The organism is Pseudomonas sp. NFACC43 (assembly GCF_900119645.1).
Taxonomy (GTDB): domain Bacteria; phylum Pseudomonadota; class Gammaproteobacteria; order Pseudomonadales; family Pseudomonadaceae; genus Aquipseudomonas.
Map to the genome: position 1 here is coordinate 216100 of NZ_FPKK01000002.1, position 16555 is coordinate 232654.

A 16555-nucleotide genomic window follows, 5' to 3' on the forward strand; every position below is an offset into this window, starting at 1 on the left:
CCAAGCGCATTGATTTCAATACGCCTGAGCTTCAACGCAAGCGTCGCGTCCGCGCGCTCAAGGATCGCCTGACCCGCTGGTACGTGCTGGTGGGTGGCCTTGCCGTCCTGGCGGCCATTACCCTGATTTTCTTCTTCCTGGCCTATGTCGTGCTCCCGCTGTTCCAGGGTGCGGACCTGACGGCCAAGGACTCCATCACGCCGGCCTGGATGCAGGACGCCGGCAAACCGCTGATGATCTCCATCGAAGAGCAGAACCAGGTGGCCATGCGGGTTTCCGACAAGGGCCAGGCGCTGTTCTTCGACCTGACCAGCGGCGCCGAACTGCGCCGTGTCGACCTGCCGGTCCCGGCCGGCGCCAGCGTGACGTCCATTGGCGAAGACCAGCCCGGCAGCCCGCTCGTGGTGATCGGCCTGTCCAATGGCCAGGCCCTGGTGTTCCGTCATACCTATAAGGTCACCTACCCGGACGGCAAGAAAACCATCTCGCCTGCCGTCGAATATCCTTATGGTGAGACGCCGATCGTCTTGAGCGAGCAGGGCGCGCCCCTGGAGCACGTCAGCCTCAACGCCACCGATTCGACCCTGTTGCTTGCCGGTTCCAGCGGTGCCCAGTTGCAGGTGCTGTCGCTCACCAGCGAAGAAAACATGATGACCGGCGAGATCACCAGCGAGCAGACGCGCATCGAGCTGCCGCAGATGACCGAGCCGGTGAAGAACATCTTCGTCGACCCTCGCCAGCAATGGCTGTATGTGGTCAACGGCCGGGCCCAGGCCGACGTGTTCAACCTGCGGGACAAGAGCCTCAACGGCCGCTACAAGCTGCTGGAAAACGCCGAAGCCCAGATCACCGCCGCCGCCCAGCTGGTGGGGGGTATCTCGCTGATCTTCGGTGATTCCAAGGGTGGCCTGGCCCAATGGTTCATGGCCCGCGATGCGGACGGCGAGCAACGCCTGAAGCAGATCCGCACCTTCCAGATGGGCACCACGCCGATCGTCGAGATCAGCGCCGAAGAGCGCCGCAAAGGCTTCGTCGCCCTCGATGCCGCCGGCAAGCTCGGCGTGTTCCACAGTACCGCCCACCGCACCCTGCTGGTGGACCAGGTGGTCGATGGCCAAGGTCTGTTCGGTATGTCGCCGCGGGCCAACCGCCTGATCGTGGAGCAGGGCGGCAAGCTGCAGCCCCTGACCCTGGACAACCCGCACCCGGAAGTGTCCTGGAGCGCCCTGTGGAGCAAGGTCTGGTACGAGAACTACGACGAGCCTAAATACGTCTGGCAATCGACCGCCGCCAACACCGACTTCGAACCCAAGCTGAGCCTTTCCCCGCTGACCTTCGGTACGCTCAAGGCCGCGTTCTACGCCATGCTGCTGGCCGCGCCGCTGGCCGTCGCCGCCGCGATCTACACCGCCTACTTCATGGCCCCCGGCATGCGCCGCAAGGTCAAGCCGGTGATCGAGCTGATGGAAGCGATGCCGACGGTGATCCTCGGTTTCTTCGCCGGCCTGTTCCTGGCGCCGTACGTGGAAGGGCATCTGCCAGGTATCTTCAGCCTGCTGATGCTGTTGCCCATCGGCATCCTGGTGTCCGGATTCGCCTTCAGCCGCCTGCCCGAGTCGATTCGCCTGAAAGTGCCGGACGGCTGGGAGAGCGCGCTGCTGATTCCGGTGATCATGTTCGTGGGCTGGCTGTCGCTGTACATGAGCCCGTACATGGAAGCCTGGTTCTTCGGCGGCGACATGCGCATGTGGATTTCCCATGACCTGGGCATCACCTATGACCAGCGCAACGCCCTGGTGGTGGGCCTGGCGATGGGTTTCGCGGTGATCCCGAACATCTACTCCATCGCCGAAGACGCCGTATTCAGCGTACCTCGCGGCCTGACCCTGGGCTCCCTGGCCCTGGGTGCCACGCCGTGGCAGACCATGACCCGCGTGGTGATCCTCACCGCCAGTCCGGGCATTTTCTCGGCACTGATGATCGGCATGGGCCGGGCGGTGGGCGAGACCATGATTGTGCTGATGGCCACCGGTAATACGCCGGTCATGGAAATGAACCTGTTCGAAGGCCTGCGCACCCTGGCGGCCAACGTGGCGGTGGAGATGCCCGAGTCTGAAGTCGGTGGCAGCCATTACCGCGTACTGTTCCTGTCGGCACTGGTGTTGCTGCTGTTCACCTTTGTCATGAACACCCTCGCCGAGCTGATCCGTCAGCGTCTGCGCAAGAAATATTCGTCGCTTTAAGAAAGGTAGAAGTCTGTGAAACAGCACTCCCTGAAAGGATGGTTCAAGAGCGGCGCCCCCGGCGTCTGGATCAGCGGTGGCGCGGTGTCCATCGCGGTGATCATGACCATTGGCCTGCTGGCAGTGATTGCCGTGCGCGGCCTGGGCCACTTCTGGCCGGCGGACCTGATCCACGCCAGCTACAACGTGCCGGGCATGCCCAGTCACCTGGTGGTCGGCGAAGTGGTGCAGAAAGAAGAAGTGCCTCGCGAGCGGCTGAAAAGCGCTGGCCTGCCGGTGCCCGACGAAGGCCCCGAGTTCATGACCCGCGAGCTGGTGAAGGTGGGTAACCGGGACCTCAATGGCACCGACTTCACCTGGATCGTCGGCGACTGGCTGACCAACCAGACCACGCCACCGGAGCTGATGGCCATCGAGCGCCGCGAGTGGGGCAACTTCTACGGCTACCTGGTCAACGTCAAGGAGGAGGGCAAGGTCGTTGCCGAAGGCGAGGCCGCCTGGCCGCAGTTGCAGGCCCGGGTGGAGCGCGTCAACCAACTGGCCGCGGAGCTCAAGACCCTGGAGAAGGTCGAGATCGGTGCGATCAACGCCGGACTGGAGCGTATCCGCCTGCACGGTCGCAAGCTGGAGCTGGACGGCAAGCTTGACGCCGCGGCCCAGGCCGACCTGGACAGCGAGCGTGCCGAGCTCAACGCTCGCTACAAGGACATCGAGGCACGCCTGACCGACCTGCACGCCCAGTTCAACCGCGACAGCCTGACCGCCCGGGATGCCAACGGCAAGGAAGTGGAAATCAGCATCGGCAAGGTGGTGCACGCCTATCAGCCGAACGGCATGGGTACCTTCACCAAGCTGGGGTTCTATTTCAGCAAGGTCTGGGAGTTCCTCAGCGACGACCCTCGTGAAGCCAACACCGAAGGCGGGATTTTCCCGGCGATCTTCGGCACCGTGATGATGACCCTGATCATGGCGATGATCGTGACGCCGTTCGGCGTACTGGCGGCTGTATACCTGCGCGAATATGCGCGCCAAGGCACCATGACCCGGCTGATCCGTATCGCCGTGAACAACCTGGCGGGCGTCCCGGCCATCGTGTACGGCGTGTTCGGCCTGGGCTTCTTCGTCTACGTGCTGGGTGGTTCGGTCGACCGGCTGTTCTTCCCCGAAGCCCTGCCGGCGCCGACCTTCGGGACTCCTGGCCTGCTCTGGGCGTCCCTGACCCTGGCGCTGCTGGCGGTGCCGGTGGTGATCGTGGCGACCGAGGAAGGCCTGGCGCGTATCCCGCGGACCGTGCGCGAAGGCTCCCTGGCCCTCGGCGCGACCAAGGCCGAGACGCTGTGGAAGATCGTGCTGCCCATGGCGAGCCCGGCGATGATGACCGGCATGATCCTCGCCGTGGCCCGCGCCGCGGGCGAAGTGGCGCCGCTGATGCTGGTGGGCGTGGTGAAACTGGCACCTTCGCTGCCGCTGGACGGTAACTACCCGTACCTGCACCTGGACCAGAAGATCATGCACCTGGGCTTCCATATCTATGACGTGGGCTTCCAGAGTCCGAACGTAGAAGCGGCGCGGCCGTTGGTCTACGCCACGGCGCTGCTGCTGGTACTGGTGATCGCGATATTGAACCTGTCGGCGGTGTGGATCCGTAACCACCTGCGCGAGAAGTACAAGGCACTGGATAGTTGATTACGCACTGATTTTCTGTGGGAGCGAGCCTGCTCGCGATGGCATCGCCTCGGTCCAGCGCCGGGCCGAGGTGCCAGAAACGCGAGCAGGCTCGCTCCCACACAACCGAACCGAATTTGTTAGCACAGGGAGCCTCCCATGCAACACGAAGCACATACACATGGCATCAACATGTCGGCCCTGGGCCGCGACAAGCAGAGCCTGAACCTGGCCGAAGAAACCGTCGCCATCGAAGTGCCCGGCCTGAACCTGTTCTACGGCCAGAAGCAGGCGCTGTACGACGTCAGCCTGAACATCCCGAAACAGCGCGTGACCGCGTTCATCGGTCCGTCGGGTTGCGGCAAGTCCACCCTGCTGCGCACCTTCAACCGCATGAACGACCTGGTGGACGGTTGCCGCGTCGAGGGTGAGATCAACCTCTACGGCAACAACATCTACCGCAAGGGCGAAGACGTGGCCGAGCTGCGCCGTCGCGTGGGCATGGTGTTCCAGAAGCCCAACCCGTTCCCCAAGACCATCTACGAGAACGTGGTCTATGGCCTGCGCATCCAGGGCATCAACAAGAAGCGCGTACTCGACGAAGCCGTGGAGTGGGCGCTCAAGGGCGCGGCCCTGTGGGATGAAGTCAAGGATCGCCTGCACGACTCGGCCCTGGGCCTGTCCGGTGGTCAGCAGCAGCGTCTGGTGATTGCCCGCACCATCGCCGTGGAGCCGGAAGTATTGCTGCTCGACGAGCCTTGCTCGGCCCTGGACCCGATCTCGACCCTGAAGGTCGAGGAGCTGATCTACGAACTCAAGTCCAAGTTCACCATCGTCATCGTGACCCACAACATGCAACAGGCGGCTCGGGTCTCCGACTACACCGCGTTCATGTACATGGGCAAACTGGTGGAATTCGGCGATACCGATACGCTGTTCACCAATCCGGCCAAGAAGCAGACCGAAGACTACATCACCGGTCGCTATGGCTAGTCGAGGCCGTTGCAAGCCGCAGAGCACAGGCGGCAGATGCGATCCGGATCAACATTTAACTGCTTGAAGCTTGCAGCTTGAAGCTTGCAACTTTCGCGGAGCGAACAAGATGATTTCGAAGGAAGGCCTTACTCACCACATTTCCGCACAGTTCAACGCCGAGCTGGAGGAAGTGCGCAGTCACCTGCTGGCCATGGGCGGGCTGGTGGAAAAGCAGGTCAACGACGCGGTGACCGCGCTGATCGAGGCCGATTCGGGCCTGGCCCAGCAAGTGCGCGAGATCGACGACCAGATCAACCAGATGGAGCGCAACATCGACGAGGAGTGCCTGCGCATTCTGGCCCGTCGCCAACCCGCTGCTTCCGACCTGCGCTTGATCATCAGCATCTCCAAGTCAGTGATCGATCTTGAGCGGATCGGCGACGAAGCCACCAAGATCGCTCGCCGCGCCATCCAGTTGTGCGAAGAGGGCGAGGCGCCGCGCGGTTACGTCGAGGTTCGCCACATCGGTGACCAGGTGCGCAACATGGTGCGCGATGCCCTGGACGCCTTTGCCCGTTTCGACGCCGACCTGGCGCTGTCGGTGGCCCAGTACGACAAGATCATCGACCGCGAATACAAGACCGCCCTGCGCGAGCTGGCGACCTACATGATGGAAGACCCGCGTTCCATATCCCGGGTGCTGAGCATCATCTGGGTCCTGCGTTCCCTGGAGCGTATCGGCGATCATGCGCGCAACATCTCGGAACTTGTGATCTATCTCGTGCGTGGCACCGATGTACGGCACATGGGGCTCAAGCGAATGAAGGAAGAAGTTGAGGGCACCCCGTCCGAAACCGCTAATGTTCCAGGTGAAACTGACGATAAGTAAGATTGCCCAAGAAAAGCGCCCGGCCTTCTGGTCGGGCTTTTTTTTGTGGCCTTTTTAATCGAAAGCAGCACCCCGCGAACGAAAAGTCCCGGCGTGACTGACGGTTTTTGGCAATATGCCATCAGTAAAAGCGGTATGCTTGCCGGGATTTTTTAGAGGTGGATCTGGATGAGTAAGGTCAGTGTGTTGGTCGTGGACGATGCTTCGTTCATTCGTGACCTGGTGAAGAAGTGCCTGCGCAATTACTTCCCGGGCATCCGTATCGAGGACGCGGTGAACGGCAGGAAAGCCCAGGCCCTGCTGGCCCGTGAGGCATTCGACCTGGTGCTGTGCGACTGGGAAATGCCGGAGATGTCCGGTCTTGAGTTGCTCACCTGGTGCCGCCAGCAGGACAACCTCAAGGGTATGCCGTTCGTGATGGTCACCAGCCGTGGCGACAAGGAGAACGTGGTCCAGGCGATCCAGGCCGGCGTTTCCGGCTACGTCAGCAAGCCCTTCACCAACGAACAGTTGCTGACCAAGGTCAAGCAGGCCCTGCACAAGGTCGGCAAGCTCGACACCCTGATGAACAGCGCCCCGACCAAGATGAACTCGGCGTTCGGCAACGACTCCCTCAGCGCACTGACCGGCGGCAAGGGCGCGCCGGTAGTGACGGCTGCCGCGCCAGCTCCTGCTGCCGCCAGACCGGCCGCCGCTGCCCCTGCCGCACCGGCTGCTCCCGCCGCCGCGCCGGCCCGTGGCTTGCTCAACAGCCCGCCCGTCAAGGCGCCGGCCGCCTCCGCAGCGACCGCCAACCGCGGCCAGGGCCAGTTGCGCCTGTCCAGCGGCACCCAGCAATGCGTGATCAAGGCCCTGAGCCTCAAGGAAGCGCTGCTGGTGGTCAAGCGCACCGACACCCTGCCTCAGGTGCTTGAAAGCTCCGTGCTGGACATGGAGCAGGGCGACAACGCCGAAACCGCGCGCCTGAACGGTTATCTGCACGCCATCGTCGCCCATGAGCAGACACCGGACAGCGAATGGCTGCAACTGACCTTCCGCTTCGTCGACAAAGACCCGCAGAAGCTCGACTACATCTCCCGCCTCATCGCCCGCGGCACGGCGCAGAAGCACTTCGTTCCCGGCGCCTGATCCGGCGACGGCCTCCAGCCCGCTGTCGCGAGCGGGCTCGCTTCCACATTGGTCTGCAGTATCCACAGTCCTCTGTGAGAGCATGCTCAAGACCGGCTCCTCCAATCTTGAGTGCAACATGCTCGTCATGTCGGACAGCAAGACTGACCATTGGTCCGGACTGTTATTTCCTACAGGTTGTTCTTCAGGTTTTTTCTCCTAAGTTGCTGCGGACAGTCGTCCTGATGGTTGCCTGCACAATGGGAGAGCGTGATGAGCCTATTTATCAGCCTGGAAGAAAGAAATCGAATAGCCGACGCATTACACCGTGATCAGGCACCGTTGCTCGAGGCTTCGATCGATGAAGCCGTGGACGGGAAAGTCTCGTATGCCGATCTGGAGATGGGATTGACCATCCGTATTCCTTTTGTCGATGGGATGCGGGTGGATGGTCGATATCATGCAGTGCTGCAATCGGTGGATGGGCCTGGCGGGTTTGGTATGGGTGGAACAATCCAGGAAGCGAACCAGGACATCGTCGTGGACGTGCCGGCTGACCGGGCGTTGGAGTTCCAGGGGCAGCAGGCCGCACTCTATTATTTCTATCTGGAATATCCGGTCGAAGAGACGAAATCGCCAGTCGTCGTGCTGTCAATGGAGGGTCAGATATATAAGCCTGTAGTGGATGAAGCGGTTGACGGCATGATTGCCCTCCCGGTGGTTGTGCAAGGCGTCAACCTGCGCATCAGAGCCGGCTCATCGCTCACGCCGGGTGCTCTTGTTTCTGTCTATTGGTGGGGTTCGAGCGCGGATGCCTGTTTCGTCAAGCACATGGTTATTGGGCCGGGTCCGGTGGAGGATCTGGTCGTGCCCGTGGGGGCGGATTTTCTGGTACCGATCAAACACGGCACTGTCAGGGTTATCTACACGGTGCAATCGACAGCGGGAACGAGGGTATCCCCTGTCCTTGAACTCGGTGTCGCTGGCGACCTGGCCGTGCCCGCTGGGATCCACCAGCAAGGACAGGAAACTCGTAGCGTGGTCCATCTTTCGGCCATCAATGAGGGAGGCTCTTATCCGTTTCGGCAGTTGACTCAGGGAATGGTTGCGGGCGATGTCGTGATATTTTTCTTCACCGGCTATCGGCTCGGCTCTGAACTGGTGATACGGCATACGGTCAAGCAATCGGATATCACCGCTGGCCTGATAATGTTCGGGGTACCGATTTCGTATTTATCGTTGCAAGAGAGTGCCTGGGTTTGGAGTATGGTTGATCGTCCGGAGGGTGGTGCTGTAGGGTCTCCTGATCTGCCTTTGTTCCTTGTGTCCCCTTCCCGAAGCGGGGGCCAGTGCCTGTAGATAGATTTTGGGAGCCCATCTGCTCGCGATCAGGCCATGGGCCTGAGCAAAGCGCTTGTAGCCTGCAATTTTGAAACATCCGTCGACTACGCTGGTCCATCCCAGCTGCTAGGCTGCTGTGCAGGCCTTCACTTTTCGACAGAATCTTGCCCATGCTCGTGCCTTTGCTGTTTGCCTGTGGTCTTGTCCTGGCCTCCACGTCGGCCGTGGCCATGACAATCTACAAATCCACTGATGCCAATGGCGTGGTGTCCTATAGCGACCGCCCCAGCAAGGGCGCCCAGGTGTTCGTATTCCGTGATCGCATGGTCGAGCGCCTGGAACGACAGGTGTTTCTCGATATCCGCAAGCAAAAAGGCGCGGACGCGGTGTTCGTGCGCAATGACCTGTACGCGCCGGTGGAGATCGAGTTGAGCTTCGCCGGGTTGAGCAACGTCAGTGGCGCGCCGAGCCGGCCGATTCGTCGGGTGTTGCCGGCGCGCAGCAACCTGCGCCTGGCGCTGCTCACGGCCACGCAGCCCGGCCAGCCCCTGGTGTACACCCCGCGGTTCGAATACTCCCTGGGCGACCCCGCCGGCACGGCGCAAGCCTACCGCTACCCATTGCCGTGGCGCGGCGGGCCGTTTCGCCTGAGCCAGGGGGCCAATGGCCAATACAGTCATTACGGTCCCAAGAATCGCTACGCCATGGACATCGCCATGCCCGAAGGCACGCCGATCATCGCGGCGCGTGGCGGCGTGGTCATCAAGACTGAAAACGAACAGACCGGCAGGGGGGACGATCCTTCGGGCAACTTCGTGCGGATACTGCACGACGACGGGACCATGGGGGTCTACCTGCACCTGCAGAAAGGCTCGGTGAGCGTGCGGGAAGGGCAACGGGTGGGGGTGGGTACGCCGTTGGCGTTGTCCGGCAACACCGGCAACAGCTCCGGTCCGCACCTGCATTTCGTGGTGCAGCGCAACACCGGCTTGGGGTTGGTGTCGATTCCCTACCAGTTCAACCAGCCCGTGGGGGACTTGCCCAACTTTGCGGTGGGCAAGCAGTAGCCTCTGCAGCAGTTAAAGCGCTTCTGTGGCGAGGGGACAAAACCCCTCGCCACAGAAGGGTCGTCGCCGCAAAGGTGTTGATGCTCAATCGAGCATCAACACCTTTGCCAGGATGATCTTCGGGCCTTTCATCTTCTTGATGATGATCCGCAGGCCTTCGACTTCCAGCACTTCTTCCTCTTCCGGCACCCGCTTGAGGGTTTCATAGACCAACCCTGCAAGCGTCTCGGCCTCGATGTGATCCAGGTCGATGCCCAGCAGACGCTCGACCTTGAACAACGGCGTGTCGCCCCGTACCAGCAGCTTGCCCGGCTGGTAGGCCAGGATGCCGCGCTCGGCCTTGCGGTGTTCGTCCTGGATGTCGCCCACCAGCACTTCCAGCACGTCCTCCATGGTCAGGTAGCCGATGATGTTGCCGTCGGCTTCCTCCACCAGGGCGAAGTGCGAGCCGCCCTTGCGGAACTGCTCCAGCAGCTGCGACAGCGGCATGTGCCGCGACACACGCTCCAGGGGCCGGGTCAGTTCGGCCAGGTTGAACGATTCGGGGATGTGGTCCAGGGCCGCCAGTTCCAGCAGCAGGTCCTTGATGTGCAGCAGGCCCACGAACTCCTGGCGTTCGCTGTCGTACACCGGGTAGCGGCTGAATTTGTGACGGCGGAACATCGCCAGGATTTCCTTGAGCGGCGCGTTGAACTCCAGCGTCACCAGGTCTTCCCGGGAATTGGCCCAGTCCACCACCTCCAGCTCGCCCATTTCCACGGCCGAGGCCAGCACGCGCATGCCCTGGTCGCTGGGGTCCTGGCCACGGCTGGAGTGCAGGATGAGCTTGAGCTCCTCACGGCTGTAGTGGTGCTCGTGATGGGGGCCCGGTTCCCCTTGGCCGGCGATGCGCAGGATGGCGTTGGCGCTGGCGTTGAGCAGGTAGATGGCCGGATACATGAGCCAGTAGAACAGGTACAGCGGCACGGCGGTCCACAGCGACAAAAGCTCGGGTTTGCGGATGGCCCAGGATTTGGGCGCCAGTTCGCCGACCACGATGTGCAGGTACGAAATGATGAAGAACGCGGTGAAGAAGGAAACGCCCTTGATCACTTCCGGCGATTCGACGCCCACCGCGCCCAGCAGCGGTTCGAGGATGTGCGCGAACGCCGGCTCACCGACCCAGCCCAGGCCCAGGGAGGCGAGGGTAATGCCCAGCTGGCAGGCGGACAGGTAGGCGTCGAGCTGGCTATGGACGGTGCGCAGGATGTGCCCCCGCCAGCCGTTCTGCTCGGCGATGGCTTCGACCCGGGTCGAGCGCAGCTTGACCATGGCAAATTCGGCCGCAACGAAGAATCCGTTGAGCAGAACCAGGATCAGAGCAAAGAGAATCATGCCGAATTCGGCGAAAAGTGTGACGAGGGACAAGCCAGGGGATGGGTCCATGATGGGGTTTTGCAGGTTCCGTAAGTGCTTGGAGGGTCAAAAAAGCATGCCTGCAAAGGCAGGCGCAAGTCAGCCAATGTAGCGGCTGACTCGGCAATTGCCTAGAGGGAAGCGCCGGCGTGCGTCAATCGGCAGGGGTGGCGTGACGCGCGCGAACCACCTGCGCCGGGGCGAAATGGCAAGTAAAAGTGCTGCCGTGGCCGGGCACGCTGCTGATTTCCATGCGGCCTCGGTGCCGCAACAGGACATGCTTGACGATCGCCAGCCCCAAGCCGGTGCCACCGGTATTGGAGTTGCGGCTGGAGTCGACACGGTAGAAGCGTTCGGTCAGGCGCGGCAGGTGCTTGCTGTCGATGCCGATGCCGGAGTCCTGCACGCTCAGGTGCGCGCCTTGCACGTCGCCCCACCAGCGGATATGGATCCGGCCTTGTTCCGGCGTGTACTTGACCGCATTGAACACCAGGTTGGAAAACGCGCTGCGCAGTTCTGCCTCGCTGCCCTTGAGCTGCACCAGCGGGTCGGCTTCCAGGGTGATGGTTTGTTGCTTGGGGCCGGACAGCTCCTGGGCATCTTCGCTGATGATCTGCAGCAGGTCGTCGATGGGGACCGGCTGGTTGTCCGACGGGTAATCGGTGGCCTCCAGCTTCGCCAGCAACAGCAAGTCGTTGAGCAGGGTCTGCATGCGTCCGCTCTGCTGGTGCATCTGCTGCAGGGCCCGGCGCCAGCGCGGGTTCACCTCGTCGACATTATCGAGCAGGGTTTCCAGGTAGCCGCAGATCACTGTCAGGGGCGTGCGCAGTTCGTGGGATACGTTGGCGATGAAGTCCTTGCGCATCTGTTCCAGCTGATGAATGCGTGTCACGTCGCGCACCAGCATCAGGTGTTCGTTGTTGCCATAGCGGGTGATGTACAGCTGGATGCGCAGCCGGTCATTGGTGGGGGACGGGATTTCCAGGGGTTCGGCGTAGTTTTCCTGCTCGAAGTATTCCTTGAATCGCGGGTGGCGTACCAGGTTGGTCACCGGCTGGCCGCTGTCCTGGGGCGTCTTGAGGCCCAGCAGGGTCTCGGCGGCGCGGTTCCACCATTCCAGGTTGCCGTCGCTGTCGAGCATGATCACCGCGTCCTTGAGGGCCGCCGTAGACTCCTGCACCCGGTCGATCACCGCTTGCAGGCGGCCACGCACGCGCTGGTCGCGCCGTTGCAGGTGGTAGATGCTGTCGAACACCTCGCCCCACAGTCCGTAGCCGTCGGGTGGGGCCTCGTCGGGTTTGTGCAGGCGCAGCCATTCGTGCAGGCGCAGCAGTTGCTTGAGGGTCCAGGCCAGGTAGAGGGCCAGGCCCGCCGCCAGGCTCCAGGCGTAATGCCCGCTGATCAGGCCGATCACCAGGCAGCCGGTGACCAGCAACAACATGTGGCGAATCAGGGTGCCATGCCAGTTTTGATTCAATTGAACACGCGTCCTTGTCAGCTTGTCGGGCGGTAAGGGCTCGGATCAGGCCTTCGTCGAAAAACGATAACCGGTGCCACGCACGGTTTGTACCAGATTCTCATAGGCATCGCCGAGGGCCTTGCGCAGGCGACGGATGTGCACATCCACGGTGCGCTCCTCGACATAGACGTTGCCGCCCCAGACCTGGTCCAGCAGCTGGCCGCGGGTGTAGGCGCGTTCCTGGTGGGTCATGAAGAACTGCAGCAGGCGGTATTCGGTCGGCCCCATCTCGGCAGGCTTGCCGTCGATGGTCACCCGGTGGCTGATCGGGTCCAGCAGCAGGCCGCCGACTTCGATCGGCGCCTCGCCATCGGTCGGCCCGGCGCGGCGCAGTACGGCCTTCAGGCGCGCCACCAGTTCCCGTGGGGAGAACGGTTTGGTGATGTAGTCGTCGGCGCCGACTTCCAGGCCCTGGATCTTGTTGTCTTCCTCGCCCTTGGCCGTGAGCATGATGATCGGAATGTCACCGGTCAGCTCGTCGCGCTTGAGGCGCCGCGCCAGCTCGATACCGGAGGTGCCGGGCAGCATCCAGTCCAGCAGGATCAGGTCGGGCTTGCGGTCGATGATGATTGCGTGGGCCTGTTGAGAGTTTTCTGCTTCCATGCAGTCATAGCCGGCCATCTCCAACGCAACGGCAATCATCTCGCGGATGGGCGCCTCGTCGTCGACGATCAGAATGCTCCTGCCAACCATGGGGTAATCCTCTTGTCATTTAACTGTCTTGCGCCGCATTAGATAACGGAATTATTGCAGTCGTGTGACAGTTATTTCGTGCTCCGGCAGCAAAAGGGATCCTGGGCTACGCTTTTCAGTCCGAATCCTGGCTACCACACAAGAAGGTTTTCCATGGCTTATTACACTCGATCCATCAACGCGCTGGGGCTGTTGGTTGCGTTGGCATTACCGGGAATGGCGTTTGCGGCTGGCGAGCCGGCGATGGTCAAGGACGGTGTGCTGGTCGATCACGCGGGCATGACGTTGTATACCTTTGACAAGGATGACGACGGCAAGTCGATGTGCAACGACAAATGCGCCGTGAACTGGCCGCCGCTCAAGGCTGAAAGCACCGCGACGCCCTCGGGCGAATGGACTGTGATCACCCGTGCCGATGGCTCTTCACAATGGGCCTATGACGGCGATCCACTGTATACCTTTGTTGGTGACAAGAAAGCGGGAGACATGACCGGCGACGGCAAAATGGATGGCGCATGGAAGATCGCCAAGCCCGACTGACTCCCGTCTGTCGAAGATCGCTGTGGCGAGGGGATTTATCCCCTCGCCACAAGGTCCGGTGACTGCTAAGAAATAAGTGTGCCTCAGCGCAACGCGTAATCCAGCACGATCCCCGCGAAAATTGCCAACCCGGCCCAGTGGTTGTGCAGGAATGCCTTGAAGCAGCGCATCCGGTCCCTGCTGCGGGTGTACCAGAACTCCCAGGCAAAACACCCGGCGGCGACCACCAGCCCCAAGTGGAACCAGGTGCCCAGCTGGAACTTCACGCCGGCCAGCAGCAGGCAGCCCAGCGCCAGGCCCTGCAGCGTCAGGATGATCACGCGGTCGGCGTCGCCGAAGAGAATCGCCGTGGACTTCACCCCGATCCGCAGGTCGTCGTCCCGGTCGGTCATTGCGTAGTAAGTGTCATAGCCCACCGTCCACAGCAGGTTGGCGATGTACAGCAGCCAGGCGGCCGCCGGCAGGTGGCCGGTCTCGGCGGTGAACGCCATCGGCATTCCCCAGGAGAACGCCGCGCCCAGCACCACTTGCGGGTAATAGGTGTAGCGCTTCATGAAGGGGTAGGTGAAGGCCAGCGCCAGCCCGCCGAGGGACAGCAGGATGGTCGGTGCGTTGGTGCACAGCACCAGCAGGAAACTCACCCCCATCAGCACTGCGAAAAACACCAGCGCTTCCTTCGAACTGACCTTGCCGCTCACCAGCGGGCGCTGCTCGGTGCGTTTCACATGGCCGTCCACCTTGCGGTCGGCCCAGTCGTTGATGACGCAACCGCCAGCGCGGGTCAGTACCACGCCGAGGACGAAAATCACGATGTTGGCCAGGGAAGGGGAACCCTCTCCGGCGATCCACAACGCCCAGAGCGTCGGCCACAGCAACAGGTAGATGCCGATGGGCTTGTCCATGCGGGTCAGTTGCAGGAAATCCCAGGCCCGTGGGTTGAGGCGATTCAAGGATTTGAGCAGTTGCAGGTACATCAGCAAGTCTCCGAATAGGCGCGCGCGACGCTCCACAGGCGCGGCAGGAAGATTTCCGCCACCAGCACGCTCAACGCGCCGCGATCGAAACGCGAACGACGGCCCCACAGTTGTGGCGCGCGCACCTGCGCCGGCAGCCACGGCTCAGGGTAATGGCAAACCTCGATGGCGCGGCGCTGGAACGCCTGGTCGCAGAACAGCAGCTCCCCCAGGGAGCGGCTGCCCAGTGCGTCCATCTGCAACCCGTCCGCTTCCAGTGCGCTGCGCGCCGCCACACTGCGGGCGAACACCCAAGGCTCGCCATGCCCCAGCAGGTACACCTCGCGGACCCAGCCTTCGCTGCCCTCGGCCAGGTCCAGGGCGGCGCATTCGTCGGCCCGCAATGGCTGCCAGCCTTCAAGCAGCGGCATCACACTGAAGTGGTCGTCCGACAGGCGCGTCAGGCGCCGGGTCAGGGAACCTTCGTCATACAGCCAGTCGAGCACACAGGCATCGGGGCGGGGCGAAAGCAGGTGCCGAGGCCACCAGTGAAGTGTAGGAAATATCGAATTTGTATGCGGCACAGGGGTCTTGAATGGCAGCAAAGGAGGTCGCGAGCTTACCATGGCGATCGTCGGTTTTGACGGCCCCGGCCTGCCATCGCGTCGATCGTGCTTGCATCTGCGGCGACCGATCAGTACAAAACGCCCTGAGCCGGAAGGGCGACCGCATCGACCCAACCATACCGGCAAACGCCTGATACCCGAGGAAGTACCCGAATGAAGAAGTGGCAATGTATCGTCTGCGGCCTGATCTATAACGAAGCCGACGGTTGGCCGGATGATGGCATCGCCCCCGGCACCCGCTGGGAGGATGTTCCGCAAGACTGGCTGTGCCCGGACTGCGGTGTCGGCAAAATGGACTTCGAAATGATCGAGATCGCCTGATCCGTCGTCCCCATCAAGAACAGCATGGAGAGCAACATGAGCGCACCTGTCGTCATCGTCGGTACCGGACTGGCCGGCTACAACCTGGCCCGGGAGTTTCGCAAGCTCGATAGCGAAACCCCGCTGCTGCTGATTACCGCGGACGACGGACGCTCCTACTCCAAGCCGATGCTCTCCACCGGCTTCGGCAAGAACAAGGACGCCGACGGCCTGAGCATGGCCGAGCCGGGCGCCATGGCCGAGCAACTGAAGGCCGAAGTGCGTACCCATACCCGCATCAGCGGTATCGATCCGGGCCACAAGCGCCTGTGGATCGGCGAGGAAGCGGTGAGCTATCGCGACCTGGTCCTCGCCTGGGGCGCCGAAACCGTGCGGGTGCCAGTACAGGGTGACGCCGCGGACCTGATCTTTCCCGTCAATGACCTGGAAGACTACGGGCGCTTCCGGGCGGCTGCTGTCGGCAAACGTCGGGTACTGCTGCTCGGCGCCGGCCTGATCGGCTGCGAATTCGCCAACGACCTGATCCTTGGCGGCTACGAAGTGCAACTGGTGGCGCCGTGCGAGCAAGTCATGCCGACGCTGCTGCCCCCGGCTGCCGCCGCCGCGGTGCAAGCCGGGCTGGAAAGCCTCGGCGCGCGTTTCCACCTGGGGCCGGTGCTCAATCGCCTGCAGCGGGTGGCCGACGGGCTGGAGGCGCACCTGTCCGACGGCCAGGTGATTGCCTGCGACCTGGTGGTCTCGGCCATTGGCTTGCGCCCGCGCATCGACCTGGCGGCTGCCGCGGGCCTGGTGGTCAATCGCGGCGTGGTGGTCGACCGTCACCTGAAGACTTCCCACGCCAACATCTTCGCCCTGGGCGATTGCGCCGAGGTCGATGGCTTGAACCTGCTCTACGTCATGCCCCTGATGAGCTGCGCCCGGGCCCTGGCCCAGACCCTGGCCGGCAATCCGACCGCCGTGAGCTATGGCCCCATGCCGATCACCGTGAAGACACCGGTATGCCCGCTGGTGGTTTCACCGCCACCGCGAGGCCGCGAAGGCGTCTGGAGCGTCGAAGGGCAGGGCGCCGACATCAAGGCCCTGTGCCGCGATGCCCAGGGCAACCTGCTGGGCTATGCCCTGACAGGTGCGGCAGTGATGGAAAAGCTGGAGCTGAACAAGGAACTTCCGCCCCTGTTGGCGTAAATACTGGGGGTTCTGTCGCAAAAACCCTACTTTTCG

At 62.5% G+C, this 16555-nt stretch carries 15 protein-coding genes; 10 read left to right on the forward strand and 5 right to left on the reverse strand.

Features of this window, described 5'->3' with window-relative positions; genetic code table 11:
* Positions 1-209 precede the first annotated feature (209 nt).
* From BT179_RS04865 to BT179_RS04895, 7 genes are all read left to right on the forward strand, one after another.
* Positions 210-2243, forward strand: a complete 2034-nt coding sequence (locus BT179_RS04865; protein WP_172834652.1) for an ABC transporter permease subunit — start codon at positions 210-212, stop codon at positions 2241-2243.
* Between the two features lie 15 nt (positions 2244-2258).
* The gene (pstA, locus tag BT179_RS04870) at positions 2259-3929 is read left to right on the forward strand and encodes a phosphate ABC transporter permease PstA (protein WP_072397246.1); all 1671 of its coding nucleotides are present in this window, start codon (positions 2259-2261) and stop codon (positions 3927-3929) included.
* Between the two features lie 138 nt (positions 3930-4067).
* The gene (gene pstB, locus BT179_RS04875; RefSeq protein WP_072397244.1) at positions 4068-4901 is read left to right on the forward strand and encodes a phosphate ABC transporter ATP-binding protein PstB; all 834 of its coding nucleotides are present in this window, start codon (positions 4068-4070) and stop codon (positions 4899-4901) included.
* 109 nt (positions 4902-5010) lie between these two features.
* Positions 5011-5772: a phosphate signaling complex protein PhoU gene (gene phoU / locus BT179_RS04880; protein WP_030139132.1), complete on the forward strand. Its 762-nt coding sequence runs from the start codon at positions 5011-5013 to the stop codon at positions 5770-5772.
* Between the two features lie 168 nt (positions 5773-5940).
* Complete coding sequence (locus BT179_RS04885; protein WP_072431368.1) at positions 5941-6900, forward strand: response regulator; 960 nt, start codon at positions 5941-5943, stop codon at positions 6898-6900.
* 252 nt (positions 6901-7152) lie between these two features.
* Positions 7153-8238, forward strand: a complete 1086-nt coding sequence (locus BT179_RS04890) for a hypothetical protein (RefSeq protein ID WP_072431369.1) — start codon at positions 7153-7155, stop codon at positions 8236-8238.
* A gap of 152 nt (positions 8239-8390) precedes the next feature.
* Entirely contained in the window at positions 8391-9287 is an 897-nt protein-coding gene (locus tag BT179_RS04895; RefSeq protein ID WP_072431370.1) for a peptidoglycan DD-metalloendopeptidase family protein, read from the forward strand.
* An 84-nt stretch (positions 9288-9371) separates the two neighbouring features.
* Here BT179_RS04895 and BT179_RS04900 read toward each other — a convergent pair whose 3' ends face one another.
* From BT179_RS04900 to phoB, 3 genes are all read right to left on the reverse strand, one after another.
* The gene (locus BT179_RS04900) at positions 9372-10712 is read right to left on the reverse strand and encodes a hemolysin family protein (protein WP_072397234.1); all 1341 of its coding nucleotides are present in this window, start codon (positions 10710-10712) and stop codon (positions 9372-9374) included.
* Between the two features lie 124 nt (positions 10713-10836).
* Positions 10837-12123 carry a phosphate regulon sensor histidine kinase PhoR gene (gene phoR / locus BT179_RS04905; protein ID WP_231991122.1) on the reverse strand — a complete coding sequence of 429 codons (1287 nt, stop codon included), beginning with the start codon at positions 12121-12123 and terminating at the stop codon, positions 10837-10839.
* Between the two features lie 81 nt (positions 12124-12204).
* Positions 12205-12894, reverse strand: coding sequence for a phosphate regulon transcriptional regulator PhoB (gene phoB / locus BT179_RS04910; protein ID WP_053148877.1), 690 nt, complete (start codon positions 12892-12894; stop codon positions 12205-12207).
* Between the two features lie 153 nt (positions 12895-13047).
* On the opposite strand from phoB, the gene BT179_RS04915 reads away from it, so the two are divergent.
* Positions 13048-13434, forward strand: a complete 387-nt coding sequence (locus BT179_RS04915) for a COG4315 family predicted lipoprotein (protein WP_072397230.1) — start codon at positions 13048-13050, stop codon at positions 13432-13434.
* 83 nt (positions 13435-13517) lie between these two features.
* On the opposite strand, the gene ubiA is transcribed toward BT179_RS04915, so the two are convergent.
* On the reverse strand, positions 13518-14408 hold the full coding sequence (gene ubiA, locus BT179_RS04920; protein ID WP_072397228.1) for a 4-hydroxybenzoate octaprenyltransferase: 891 nt from the start codon (positions 14406-14408) through the stop codon (positions 13518-13520).
* The gene (locus BT179_RS04925) at positions 14408-14971 is read right to left on the reverse strand and encodes a chorismate--pyruvate lyase family protein (protein ID WP_072431376.1); all 564 of its coding nucleotides are present in this window, start codon (positions 14969-14971) and stop codon (positions 14408-14410) included. Before BT179_RS04925 ends, ubiA begins: the two co-directional genes overlap by 1 nt.
* A gap of 195 nt (positions 14972-15166) precedes the next feature.
* Here BT179_RS04925 and BT179_RS04930 point away from each other — a divergent pair, with 195 nt between their 5' ends.
* Together BT179_RS04930 and BT179_RS04935 are read left to right on the forward strand one after the other, a co-directional pair.
* Positions 15167-15334 carry a rubredoxin gene (locus tag BT179_RS04930; protein ID WP_072397226.1) on the forward strand — a complete coding sequence of 56 codons (168 nt, stop codon included), beginning with the start codon at positions 15167-15169 and terminating at the stop codon, positions 15332-15334.
* 36 nt (positions 15335-15370) lie between these two features.
* Positions 15371-16519: an NAD(P)/FAD-dependent oxidoreductase gene (locus BT179_RS04935; RefSeq protein ID WP_072431372.1), complete on the forward strand. Its 1149-nt coding sequence runs from the start codon at positions 15371-15373 to the stop codon at positions 16517-16519.
* The last annotated feature ends 36 nt before the right edge of the window (positions 16520-16555 follow it).